This window comes from Campylobacter sp. CFSAN093226 (assembly GCF_012897595.1).
Lineage (GTDB): Bacteria > Campylobacterota > Campylobacteria > Campylobacterales > Campylobacteraceae > Campylobacter_D > Campylobacter_D jejuni.
The window spans coordinates 866,151-879,446 of sequence record NZ_CP040608.1; the positions used below are offsets into that span (position 1 = coordinate 866,151).

Sequence of the window (13,296 nt, forward strand, 5' to 3'; positions counted from 1 at the left end):
AATAGCCTAAACAATATTTATAAATTTTGAATAAAACCTTCCAAAATTTGAATTTGCTTTTCTACGCTTGCAATAGAACTTGAGCCTTCACTTTGCTTAGAATTTAAAGAAAATTCAAAATTTAAAAGTTCCATAGCTTTTTCATCAAATACAGGATCTATTTTTGAAAGATCTTTAATTTCACTTATATCAATACCTTGTGCTTCAGCTTGTGCAACAACATTTCCCACTATAAAATGTGCTTTTCTAAAAGGAATATTTTTTTCACGCACCAAATAATCTGCCAAATCGGTAGCCAATAAATGACCTTTTTTACAAGCATTAAGCATATTTTCTTTATTAATTTGTATTTCTTTTAGCATTGCATTTAAGATGATTAAGCTATCTTTAGCGGTTTTTACACTATCAAAAATCCCTTCTTTATCTTCTTGCATATCTTTATTATAGGCTAAAGGTAAAGCTTTCATTATAGTTAAAAGAGAAATCAAATTTCCATAAACACGCCCTGTTTTTCCACGTATAAGCTCACAAACATCAGGATTTTTTTTCTGAGGCATAATAGAACTTCCCGTTGAAAAACTATCACTTATGGTTATAAAAGAAAATTCTGAGCTTGAAAATAAAATCATTTCCTCACAAAGTCTTGAAGTGTGTGTAAAAATAACTGCTATATCATAAAGCAAATCAAGAGCAAAATCCCTATCACTCACTCCATCCATAGCATTTGGCATAATATCTTTAAATCCTAAAATTTTAGCACTCAACTCACGATTGGTAGCATAGCTTGTTCCTGCACATGCACAAGATCCAAGTGGTGAAAAGTCTGCAAGTTCTAGGCTATTTTGCAAACGCTTAATATCTCGCATTAACATAAAAGCATAAGCTAAAATATAAAAAGAAAAACTCACAGGCTGAGCGTGCTGTAAATGTGTAAAACTTGGCATAATAGTTTTTTTATGCACTTTAGCATGTTCGAGCATGGTTTGAATCAATTCTTTTAAAAGCTTTATGAGTTCAATATGAGATTTTTTTACAAAAAGTTTAAAATCAGTAGCCACTTGGTCATTTCTACTTCTTGCAGTATGTAGTCTTCCGCCAATTTCACTACCTATAATCTCGCTTAAACGCTTTTCTACAGCCATATGAATATCTTCATCTTTAATATCAAAAATAAATTTACCTTGCTCTATTTCACTTCTAACCTGCTCTAAACCTTTTATAATAGCATCTAATTCTTCTTTTTTTAAAATACCACAACTTTCAAGCATTGTAGCGTGTGCTATAGAACCTTGTATATCTTCATTGAACAAAGTTTTATCTACATTTAAACTTGCATTAAATTCTTTTAAAAGCTCATCACTTGCACCACTAAAACGTCCTGACCACATTTCATTTTTCATTTAAATGCCTTAAATTTTTGGTCCAAATTTGCTAAATTCAATGCCTTCTTTGACATCTTCATAACGTTTAAAATTTTGTATAAACATATGTGCTAATTTATCTCTTGTTGCAATATAAGCATTTTTATCTAACCAAGTATTTATAGGATTTAAAAGTACACTTTCTACACCTTCTAAAGCTTTTGGAATAGCTAAATCAAACACTTCAAAATTTTCAAATTCGCATTTTGTAATACTTCCATCTAGAATGGCATTAATGCAAGCCCTAGTAGCCTTAATGCTCATTCTTTTACCCACACCGTAGCTTCCGCCACTCCAACCCGTATTAACAAGATAAACATTAACTTCATGTTTTTCAATCTTTTCACCAAGCAATCTCGCATAAACCGTTGGATGTAAAGGCATAAAAGGTTCTCCAAAACAAGCTGAAAAAGTTGCTTGAGGCTCTGTTATACCGCGCTCAGTTCCAGCTACTTTTGCTGTATAGCCACTTAAAAAATAATACATAGCCTGCTCTTTGCTTAGTTTGCTTACCGGGGGTAAAATTCCAAAAGCATCTGCACTTAAAAATATAATATTTTTTGGATGCCCTGCTTTTAGACTAGGCTCATGATTTTCAATATGCTCTATAGGATAAGAAACTCTCGTGTTTTCTGTTTTTGAGGCATCAGCATAATCAACACTCTTATCAGCTCTTAAAACTACATTTTCTAAAAGTGCATTTCTTTTAATAGCTCCATAAATTTCAGGCTCATGTTCAGGATCAAGATTGATTGTTTTTGCATAGCAACCGCCCTCAAAATTAAACACACCTTCATCATCCCAGCCATGCTCATCATCACCTATGAGTCTTCTTTTTGGATCGGTTGAAAGCGTAGTTTTTCCTGTACCGCTAAGTCCAAAGAAAAGTGCCACATCGTCTTTTTCTCCGACATTTGCACTACAATGCATAGAAAGTTTATTTTCTAGTGGTAACCAATAATTCATCATAGAAAAAATACCTTTTTTCATTTCTCCACCATACCAAGTTCCACCAATAACCGCTATATTTTCTTCAACATTAAAGATCACAAAAACCTCTGAATTTAAACCATCTTGTTTGTAATCTTCATTGATGCATTTGCAAGCATTATAAACAATAAAATCTGCTTTAAAATTCTCAAGTTCCTCTTGACTTGGGCGAATAAACATATTTTTAACAAAATGCGCTTGCCATGCAATTTCAGTAACAAATCTTACTGCTTTGCGACTTTGCAAAGAAGCACCGCAAAAAACATCTTGAACATAAATTTTCTTTCCGCTTAATTCTTGCTTTGCTTTAGTTAAAAGTTTATCAAATAATTCTTTTGTAATAGGCTGATTTACCTTTCCCCAAGCTATATATTTACTAGATGGATCTTGTTTTACAAAATATTTATCTTTAGGACTTCTACCTGTAAAAATCCCTGTATCTACACAAAAAGTATCATTATCCGTGCTTAAACCTTCATTATTTGCTTTTTCATGAGCATTTAATTCATCATAACTTAAATTATGAAAAATTTCCTTTATATTATCCAAACCTAACTTATCAAATTTTTTCATTTTTCCCTCACTTTAATTCTTGTAAATAGCTAATACTTCGCCTTCATTAACAGTATCACCTATTTTAATACAAAGCTCTAAAATAATTCCATCTTTTGGGGCATTAACCTCAATCTCCATCTTCATTGCTTCTAAAACCATGATAGCTTGACCTGATTTTACTTCTTCGCCTTCGTTAACATAAATTTTAAAGACATTACCTGAAATACCTGCTAAAACTTCATTTTCAGCATCTACAGAACTTGTTGAATTTGAAGAAATAATATTTTTATTTTCTTCTACTTTTTTCACACTTTTAACATTAACATCTTTATCAAAGCCATAGCTTACTTCTACATGATATTTATTACCATTTACAGCTACGGTAAATTTGTTTTCATCTGCACTCATAGGTTTTGGCATACTGGCTAATTTGCGTATATTTACCTTTGCCTCTCCTTTTAAAAATGCTATACCTTTTTCTTTGCAAGCTGCTGCAACAAATATATTTTCTTCACTCGTTTCTATACCCTCTTTTTCAAGCAAGGTTTTGGTATAAGCTATACTTTTACTCTCATCTTTATCAGCTATATTTATAGCAAGCTCTGTAGTAGGTTCTAAATTAAGTTGTTTTGAAGCAAGCTCAATAATGTTTGCATCGGGTGCAACTGGAGTTTTTCCAAAATAACCAAGCACCATTTTTCCATAACCTTCTGCGATTTTTTTCCAAGACCCAAACATAACATTATTAAATGCTTGTTGAAAATAAAATTGAGAAACTGGAGTAACCGAAGTACCAAATCCACCTTTTTCTACAACTTCTCTCATAGCATGAATGACCTGTGGAAATTTATCTAAAATATTATTATCCCTCATCATTTGTGTATTTGCCGTTAAAGCTCCTCCTGGCATAGGAGAAAAAGGAATAAGTGGATTTACCATAGTAGCTTCAGGGGGTAAAAAATACTCTTTTAAACAATCTTTTAAAACTTCTTCGTATTTTAGAATTTTTTCTTCTTCAAGTCCACCTAAATCATAATCTTTACCTTTTAAGGCATGCATCATGGTTAAAATATCAGGCTGAGAAGTTCCACCACTTACAGGAGCTGCAGCCAAATCGATACCATCAACACCTGCTTCAAGTGCTGCAAGATAGCAGGCTATACTCACCCCTGCAGTTTCATGCGTATGAAGTCTAATATGCATATCTTGAGGTAAAATTTTTCTTGCCATTTTAATGGTTTCATAAATTTTATTTGGATTTGAAGTTCCACTTGCATCTTTAAAACAAATGCTGTGAAAAGGAATTTCTGCTGCTAAAATTTCTTTCAAAATTTTTTCATAAAAAGGCACATCATGAGCACCTTTGCAATTTGGCGGTAGATCCATTAAGGTAATAGCGATTTCATGTTTTAATCCATGTTTTGCTATACATTCACCACTAAATTTTAAATTATTTATATCATTAAGAGCATCAAAATTTCTTATCGTTGTGGTACCGTGTTTTGCAAAAAGTTTTGCATGCAAATCAATAAGCTCACTACTTCCAGTATCTAAAGTAACAGTATTAACCCCTCTTGCTAAAGTTTGAAGATTAGCATCTTTTCCTACAATAGCCCTAAATCTATCCATCATGGTAAAAGCATCTTCATTAAGATAAAAATACAAGCTTTGAAATCTAGCACCACCACCAAATTCAAAATGAGTAATACCCGCTTCTTTTGCTGCTTCTACTGCAGGAAAAAAATCATCCATTAAAACCCTAGCTCCATAAACAGACTGAAAACCGTCCCTAAAGCTTGTATCCATTACATCGATGAATTTTTTAGCCATTATTTTTCCTTAAAAAAATATTTTTTCATTATTATACAAAAATTTGATAACACATTACCAAAATTATTGCTATAGGCGATATAAAACGAATAAAAAACAACCAAATTAAGAAAATTTTTCGACTTATAAATTTAGAAAAAATTTTATAAATTTGTTTTTTATTCATAAAAAAACCTACAAATATAGAGCATACTATAGCACCAAGTGGAAGTAAAAAATTTGAAGTTAATTTATCTAATAAAGTAAAAAAATCTTTACCAAAAAAACTAAACATAGAAAAAAAATTTAAATTTAATGACAAGATACAACAAATTCCAAAAACAAAAACAAATAAACCTATTAAAAATAGAGCTTTAACACGAGAAATTTGATAGTTATTAATCATATAAAAAGTTAAAGGCTCTATCATTGAAACAGCTGAAGTAATACCAGCAAAAAAAAGTGCTAAGAAAAAACAAAATGCAAAAATATAGCCTAAAGCTCCAAGTTGATTAAACAAACTCATCAAGGATATAAAAACAATTCCTACTCCTTGAGTATGCGGATCGGCTCCAAATTCAAAGATAAAAGTAAAAACAATAAGTCCCATGATAAAAGAAATCAATAAATTAATCAAAACAATATACACTGAACTTTTTATAAAATTTGTTTTTTTATCCAAGGCCGATGAATATGTAACTATACAACCTATTCCCAAGCATAAGGTAAAAAATGCAAGCCCTAAAGCTTCGGCAATAGAGCTGAATTTAAAATGTAAAAAATCGGGATAAAATAAATAAGAAAAAGCATTTGCAAAACCTTGCTTAAATCCCATGCAATAAAACAACATAAAAACAAGCATTAAAAATAAGCTAGGCATTATAACAACGTTTAATTTTTCAATCCCTTTGATTAAACCTTTAGATACTATCAATAAAGTAAGAAAAAAAGATAAAGTGAAGAAAAAAACAGAACTTGTCAAATTTGTAGTAATTAAATTCTGAAAATTACTTGCTGCTTCATCTAAAGTTTTAGGAAGATAATAAAGACTCACTACAGTATATTTTAAAACCCATCCCATGATAACTAGATAAAAAGAGAGGACAAAAATACCACCTAACATAAAAACGCCGCCATATCGCCATCTATTGCCATATTTTATGGCAAGATTTGAATAAGCATTTGCAAGATCACTTTTACTTAAACGTCCCATAGCCACTTCAGCCAAAAAAATACTAAATCCTATAGTTAAAGTAAAAAACAAATATAAAAGCACAAAAACAAAACCACCATTTTCTGCGCTTAAAGTTGGAAATTTCCAAGCATTACCTAAACCAACGGCTCCACCAGCAACAGTCAATACAAAACCGATTTTTGAAAAATATGTTCTCATTATTTTTCAAACTCACTTTAAAAAAGCGGCTATCATAACTATAACAACAGCCAAAGGGGAAATAAATCTCAAAAACACATACCAAAGTTCAAAAAATATACCCCTCATATAAGGTTTAAATAAAATTTTTAAAGCTTCTTTTTTCATCACAAATCCCACAAAAATAGCTGCCAAAATTCCACCTAAAGGCATAATAACCTTGCTTGAAACACTATCAAGCAAATCAAAAAAACTCATTCCAAAAAATCCAAACTGAGTACTTTTTAAAGAAGATAAAATACACAACATTCCTAAAATATAAACAACAATTCCTATTAAAATCAAAGCTTTTTTACGGCTCATACCAAAAGTATTAATAAGGTAAAAAGTGAAAGGCTCTATCATTGAAACAGCTGAAGTAATACCAGCAAAGATTAAAGAAATAAAAAACGCTGCTCCAAAAATACAACCAATCACTCCAATTTTTTCAAATAAAGTAGCTAAGGAAATAAAAACAAGTCCTGGTCCTTGCTGATTAGGATTGTAACCAAACTCAAAGATAAAAGTAAAAACAACCAAACCCATTAATAAACCAACTAAAAGATTGATAAAAATAATATTTAAAGTACTGGTAATAAAATTGGTTTTATCAGGCAGACTAGCAGAATAAGTAATAATCGTTCCAACGCCCAAAGAAAGACTAAAAAAAGCAAGTCCTAAGGCTTCAAGAACATTTGAAGTGTTGATTTTGGAAAAATCAGGTACAAAAAGAAATTTAACCGCCATTATAAAACCATCTTTGCTAATAGCATAAACAAGCATCAAAATAAGCAAAATAAACAATGAAGGCATCATCCAAACATTTAACTTTTCAATCCCATTCTTAACACCTTTAGAAACAATATAAAAAACACATAAAAAAACCAAAGTAAAACAAATAAACTGACTTAAAAAATCCTCACTTATAAAAAATCCAAACTGTGCTTTACTTACTTCTAGATCCATAGGCAAATTTCCAGTGATACTTAAAAACACATATTTAACTATCCAGCCAATCACCAAGGTATAAAAAGAAACTATTAAAATCGCCCCCACCATAGTAAAACCAACATAAGACCAAGCTTTTTTATTTGAAGGTGCTAACTTTTCATAGGCATTAACCGGATCTTTTTCACTAATTTTTCCTATGCTAAGCTCAGCTAAAAATATCACAAAACCTACACCTAAAGTAAGAATTATATAAAGCAAGATAAAAGCAGATCCACCACTTTGACCTACTAGTGTTGGAAATTTCCAAGCATTACCCAAGCCCACCGCTGAACCTGCTACCGCTAAAATGAAACCTATTTTTGAAAATTTAGAACTCAATGTTACAACCTTGACTTAAAAATTATTTTAAAATATTATTAAAGCAAAAAAACTTTTAAGCTTTATTGAAAACAATCAAATTTAAATCAAAAATGTGAATTTTTGTAAATTTCAATAAAAATAAAGATACTTTTGGTTATAATTCGAATTTATTTTTAAGTCTTAAGTAGGGATACGCAAGCCGAACTGATTTAAAAATTGAAAAAAATTTTTTTATAGAAAGGTTAAGATAATGAAAAAAGTTCTTTTTTTATTATTAGCATGTACAGCAGTAGCTTTTGCAGCTGAAACTAATGCTCCAGTAGAGCAAGAAGCTATTAATGTATGGATTAAAGCATTTTCAGTTCTTGCAGCAGGCTTAGGTCTTGGTGTTGCAGCACTTGGTGGTGCTATCGGTATGGGTAATACTGCAGCGGCAACAATTGCAGGAACAGCTAGAAACCCTGGTCTTGGGCCAAAATTAATGACAACTATGTTTATCGCTTTAGCGATGATTGAAGCACAAGTTATCTATGCTCTTGTTATCGCGCTAATAGCACTTTACGCAAATCCTTTTATAGTTTTACAATAAAACTTATCAAAGCCCTTTTTGGGCTTTTTTCTATGCGGTTATGGTGGAATTGGTAGACACGCCATCTTGAGGGGGTGGTGCGCTCCGCGTGTGCGAGTTCAAATCTCGCTAACCGCACCATTATTTAAAATTATAATCATTCAACTTAAAATACTAACTATTCAAAATCAAATTTCAACTTACAATTTCTTAAAGTTACAAAAAATAAAAAATATTGGTTTTTTTAAAAAACTTAAAAAATATTAAGATTTTTTTTAAGTATAAAGAATATAATTCTATCCGTTTTCAAAAACCATCCCTTAAAAAGGATTATTCAATGTTTGTTTTTATACCATTATTTACAATTTTTATTTTACTTGCAGGCGGATATTTTGCCAAAAGAATTGGCGTTTTAAAGCAAAAACAAGCTAGGACTTTTTTAGATTTTGCTATTATTTTTGCTTTACCTTGTTTGATTTTCGATAAAGCATATCATTTAAATTTTGATTTTTCATTGATTATTTTTATTTTTATTGGATTGTTTAGCTGTATACTAGCAGCTTTTTTTGCTATTCTTATTGGAAAAGTTTTTCATTTTTCTAAAGTAACTTTAGTCAGTATGTTTTTGCTTTCTTGTTTTGGAAATACTATATTTGTGGGTATGCCTATTGTTGCTGGTATATTTAATGACCCACAATTTAGCGCTGAAGTTATATTTTACGATGCTTTAGCCACAACTTTACCTATATCACTTTTTGGACCTTTTATACTTTCTTTGGGAAATGGAGAAAAAGTCAGTTTGCTTGCTAATGTTAAAAAAATTCTTAGTTTTCCACCTTTTTTAGCTTTGCTTTTTGGTTTTTTGTGTAAATTGATTACTTTACCTGAATTTATTTTCTCTCCTATTCGTTTATTTGGTGCCTCTGCAACCCCTGTTGCACTTTTTGCTATAGGTTTAGGACTTGGCTTTATGGCGATTAAAACCTCTTACAAACCTACAATAGTTGTCATCTTTGCTAAAATGATTTTAGCTCCTTTATTTTTTGTATTTTGTTTAAAAATATTTAATTTGGAATTAAAAGATTCTACCATCGTTGCTATTATAGAAAGTGCAGCTCCTACTATGACTTTAGCAGGAGCTATGGTAATGAAAGCTAAACTAGATAGTAATTTAGCCGTAAGTGCTGTAGCCTTTGGAGTTCTTTTTGCTTTTGTTTCTATGCCAATTTTAATTTGGACTTTGTTATAAGCTCAAATTATATGGCTAAATTTTTAGCTAATTCTTTAACTTTTTTAAGATCAACTTTTCCTGAACCTAGGAGGGGAATTTTTTCTATTTGAAAATAATATCTAGGTTTAAAAAGTGTAGGTATATTAGAATTTTTTATAGCCTCACATACTCCTTCAAAAATTTCATTATTGCATTCTATGAGTAAAACAATTTGTTCCTCTTTTTTCTCATCTTCTAAAGATGTGGCACAAAATTTAACCACTTCAGTGTCTATAAATTTGGCAATTTCTTCTTCTATTGCACCCAAAGAAATCATCTCTCCGCCAATTTTTGCAAAGCGAGAATAACGATCGACAATATATAAAAAACCATCTTCATCCAAATGTCCCTTATCTCCCGTGTTGTACCATCTTATGCCATCAATTTCTTTAACCACTTCATCGGTTTTTTCTTTGTCATTAAGATAGCCTACCATAACTTGATGACCGCCTATAAGTATGAGTCCATCTTCATTTGTTTTTAAATTTTCATAATTATTTGGATCAACAATACGTACCGCAGTTCCAGGTAGAGGCATTCCTACGCTTCCTTCTTTATTAGCACGATGTATAAGCCAATAATCCACATCAAAATGATTTGGTAAATTTACACTCGCCACAGGCGTGGTTTCCGTAGCCCCGTAACCTTCAAAAATGCTTTTTTTAAACTTCATTTCAAAAGTAGTTCTTACTTCATTTTTTAGTTTTTCAGCGCCCGATACAACTATTCTTAAACTTTCAAACATTAAAGCATCAAGCTTTTTATTTCTTGCATAAATTCCTAAAAAGGTTGAAGTTCCACACATAATAGTGACATTATTTTTAGCAACAGCTTTGGCAACCCCTAAGGCATCGGTTGGATCTGAAAAAGTGATGCTTTTAATACCTTCAAGCAAAGGCAAAAATGTAGTTACGGTAAGTCCAAAAGCATGAAAAGGTGGTAAAGATGAGAGAATGACATCATTATTTCTTGTGCAAAGCACATCAGAAATTTGTGCTATATTGCTTAAAATATTACGGTTATTGAGCATAACACCTTTTGGAGAACCTTCACTTCCACTACTAAATAAAATAGCTGCGATGGCAAGATTGTTTTTTGAAGGAGTGAAGATGCTTTTGAGTATAAAACTAGGTATAATACTAACTGCTAGCATCATGCTAAAAATTTTAGTTTTTTGCATTTTAAAATCTTCTACAATATCTTCAAAATAAATTAAATGTATATTTGTATCGAAATTTAGGTTTATACCTTTATTTGCTAATTTTTCTAAAAAAGTTTTAGAAGTATAAATTTGTGAAATTTGCGCATTTTTTATAGCTGCTTTTAGAGCTTTTTCTCCAGCAGTGAAATTAAGATTTACTGCAATTTTTTCTGCGATTAAAACAGATAGATTGGTTAAAGAACTTGCAAAAGAAGCAGGTAGTAAAATTCCTATAGCTTCCTCTTTAGGAGCGTAACTTCCACGCTGAAGGTTAATGTTTAACTCTTTGGATTTTCTTTTAATAAAAAAATTAAGAAATAAACTAAGAGTCAACATTTTTCTATAAGAAATATCTCCAGCTAGTGTATCGATAATAGCTATTTGATTTAGATTTTTTTTAGCTGTATCTATCCAAGCTCTTGCTATAGTATGCATAGCTTCGCATTGTGATTTCCAAGCCATAAAAGAAAGTTCAAAAACTTTAGCTTTAACTTCATCTTTTTTAGAATGCAAAGGCATAGCTTTACCAAAAGCTATAGCAATTTTTCTTTTATTTAAAGTGCGGTTTCTTGCTGAAAATTCTTCATCACTTCTTGAAAAAGCGCTACCCCAAAGCCCTCTTATATAAAAAGGAATAATTTTTCCATCATCTTCACTTAAACATTCACAAGCTAATTCAAATCCTGCTTTAAATTCATTTAATTGCCCATGTCGCGAAAGTGTACCTTCAGGAAATAAGCAAACTAAATTACCTTCTTTAATATGCTTTGCTATCAGTTCTAAACTCGTCTTACTTCCTGTACTTGATACAGGAATAATACCAAATTTATCAAGAAAAATTTTAATATACCATTTAGAATAAATACTTCTTTCCATAACAAAATAAATTTTTCTTGGAATTGCCATTTGTACAACAGCCCAATCAATAAAAGAAATATGATTACCCAAAAGTAAAGCTCCACCTTTTTCTGGTATATTTTCAAAACCTTCCACAAGTAAACGGTATCGTTGTAAAAAAGCTATGCTTAAAAGTATACGCACTAAAGAAAAGGGGAGTTTTAAAAGTATGTAAAAACTTCCTATAAAGGTTACCAAAGCAATAAAATAAAACAAATAAATCACATTGATTTCAAATTTTACAAATAAAGTTGCCAAGAGCAAAAATCCCAACATGGCAATATTTTGAAAAAAATTATTTCCTGCAAGAATTTGTCCTAATTCATTTTCTTTAGCATGAAATTGGATTAAAGTATTTAAAGGAATGATAAAAAGGGCTCCGCAAAATCCAAAAAAGAAAAATAAAAAACTATAACTTAATAAACTTATAAAATAAGGCATTAAAAAAGCCATTAAAAACATACCCAATGCACCAAGTGGAATAAATCCAAGTTCTATATAATTTTTTGAAAATTTACCAGCTACTAAAGAGCCTAAAATCACTCCTATACCAGAAAAAGCGAGTGAAATTTGCACATAAAAAGTATTTTCTATGAAAAGTTCATTTTTAGCAAAGACAGGAAAGCTGACAAGATAAAGTTGAGATATAGCCCAAAAAAATGAAATTCCAATTATACAAAGCCAAATAGTTTTATTTTTAAAAACAAGCTTAAGATTATTTATTAGAAGTTTTCCACGAATATAGTCTTTTTTATTAAAAACTAAATCTTTATTTGTTTGTTTGAGCTTAGGTAAACGCCACGCAAAAAATACTTCGATACAAGAAAATAAAATTAGCACAATTCCTAAAGGCGCTACTTCTTTTAAAATTTCATCTGTTTGATTATACATAGAACTATAAAGACTTTCAAAGCTTAAAGAAAATAAAGCCATTCCCGCTAAGATTGCCACAATGCTTACCGCATTAATTACACCATTACCCATAGCAAGAAAGTCTTTTCCCACGAGTTCTTTAATAAAACCGTATTTACTTGGTGAATAAATCGCTGCTTGTGCTCCCATTATAAAAGTAAAAATAAAAGCCATCCAAAAAGCACCGCTATAGTAACAAATGCAAATTATTAAAGTGAGTATAACATTGAAAATTGCTGAAATTTTCATTACAATATTTTTTGGATATTTATCCGCTAAAAAACCCGAAGGAGAAAGCATAAGAATAAAAGGAAGTAAAATCAAAGCATTAACTATAGCATTTAAAAATAACTGCTCACTTCCTTCATAGGCCTTATAAATAGTATTTTGAATAATAATTTTATGTCCCAAATCCACAAAAGCATTGATGAATGCTATAAGTAAAAAAGGAATTAATCCGTAAATTTTCAAAAAAGATTTTTTTTGCATTATTTAAACCTCGTCAATTAGCGCTTATTTTACAAAAGAATTTATCAGTTTTTAGGAAAATTATCTATATTATCTTTTAAAATAATTCCATCGATTTTTAATTTATAAAATTTTTTAAAATTCTCTAATTTATCAACAATCATTAAAACCCTACTATCAAAAACATAAAATTCTGCAACCTTACTAGCAAATTTTGCAAGTTTTTTATCATTACAAAGCAAAAACTTAGCTCCTAAAGCATTGGCTAAAAATATCTCATCTTTATTTTGAACTAAAATAGCAAATTCAAAATCATTTTGACTTAAATAAGAAATCAATTTTTCATCATAAACAATACAATAAACTTTATTATCTTTAACTTCTTCAACACTTTCAATAAAAGAAAAATCTAAATTTTTTAATAATTTATGTCCAATAATAAGCATTTTTTTTCCTTAGCTCTATTTTTTATTATTTTGTAAA

The 13,296-nt window shown here is 30.3% G+C and carries 9 protein-coding genes and 1 tRNA gene; 3 read left to right on the forward strand and 7 right to left on the reverse strand.

The window, feature by feature from the left end; genetic code table 11:
- Nucleotides 1-17 precede the first annotated feature (17 nt).
- From argH to FBF02_RS04545, 5 genes are read right to left on the reverse strand one after another with little or no spacing between them, the layout of a single operon-like run.
- Nucleotides 18-1,400 carry an argininosuccinate lyase gene (argH, locus tag FBF02_RS04525; RefSeq protein ID WP_002858438.1) on the reverse strand — a complete coding sequence of 461 codons (1,383 nt, stop codon included), beginning with the start codon at nucleotides 1,398-1,400 and terminating at the stop codon, nucleotides 18-20.
- A gap of 9 nt (nucleotides 1,401-1,409) precedes the next feature.
- Nucleotides 1,410-2,984 carry a phosphoenolpyruvate carboxykinase (ATP) gene (gene pckA, locus FBF02_RS04530; RefSeq protein ID WP_002853265.1) on the reverse strand — a complete coding sequence of 525 codons (1,575 nt, stop codon included), beginning with the start codon at nucleotides 2,982-2,984 and terminating at the stop codon, nucleotides 1,410-1,412.
- Nucleotides 2,985-2,996: 12 nt separating this feature from the next.
- Nucleotides 2,997-4,796: a biotin/lipoyl-containing protein gene (locus tag FBF02_RS04535; protein ID WP_002858311.1), complete on the reverse strand. Its 1,800-nt coding sequence runs from the start codon at nucleotides 4,794-4,796 to the stop codon at nucleotides 2,997-2,999.
- A gap of 31 nt (nucleotides 4,797-4,827) precedes the next feature.
- The gene (locus FBF02_RS04540; RefSeq protein WP_002853313.1) at nucleotides 4,828-6,168 is read right to left on the reverse strand and encodes a sodium-dependent transporter; all 1,341 of its coding nucleotides are present in this window, start codon (nucleotides 6,166-6,168) and stop codon (nucleotides 4,828-4,830) included.
- Nucleotides 6,169-6,180: 12 nt separating this feature from the next.
- Nucleotides 6,181-7,515, reverse strand: a complete 1,335-nt coding sequence (locus FBF02_RS04545; protein ID WP_002858451.1) for a sodium-dependent transporter — start codon at nucleotides 7,513-7,515, stop codon at nucleotides 6,181-6,183.
- A gap of 232 nt (nucleotides 7,516-7,747) precedes the next feature.
- Between FBF02_RS04545 and FBF02_RS04550 the strand changes: the two genes are divergently transcribed.
- The 3 genes from FBF02_RS04550 (at nucleotide 7,748) to FBF02_RS04560 (ending at nucleotide 9,314) form a co-directional block, all read left to right on the forward strand.
- Nucleotides 7,748-8,086 (forward strand): F0F1 ATP synthase subunit C, encoded by a 339-nt coding sequence (locus FBF02_RS04550; protein WP_002853292.1) that lies wholly within the window; start codon nucleotides 7,748-7,750, stop codon nucleotides 8,084-8,086.
- Between the two features lie 34 nt (nucleotides 8,087-8,120).
- A tRNA-Leu gene (locus FBF02_RS04555) sits at nucleotides 8,121-8,206 on the forward strand.
- A 196-nt stretch (nucleotides 8,207-8,402) separates the two neighbouring features.
- The gene (locus FBF02_RS04560) at nucleotides 8,403-9,314 is read left to right on the forward strand and encodes an AEC family transporter (protein WP_002853271.1); all 912 of its coding nucleotides are present in this window, start codon (nucleotides 8,403-8,405) and stop codon (nucleotides 9,312-9,314) included.
- 7 nt (nucleotides 9,315-9,321) lie between these two features.
- On the opposite strand, the gene FBF02_RS04565 is transcribed toward FBF02_RS04560, so the two are convergent.
- Nucleotides 9,322-12,834 (reverse strand): acyl-[ACP]--phospholipid O-acyltransferase, encoded by a 3,513-nt coding sequence (locus FBF02_RS04565; RefSeq protein ID WP_002857980.1) that lies wholly within the window; start codon nucleotides 12,832-12,834, stop codon nucleotides 9,322-9,324.
- Between the two features lie 44 nt (nucleotides 12,835-12,878).
- Nucleotides 12,879-13,259 (reverse strand): hypothetical protein, encoded by a 381-nt coding sequence (locus FBF02_RS04570; RefSeq protein ID WP_002853267.1) that lies wholly within the window; start codon nucleotides 13,257-13,259, stop codon nucleotides 12,879-12,881.
- Nucleotides 13,260-13,296: the final 37 nt, after the last annotated feature.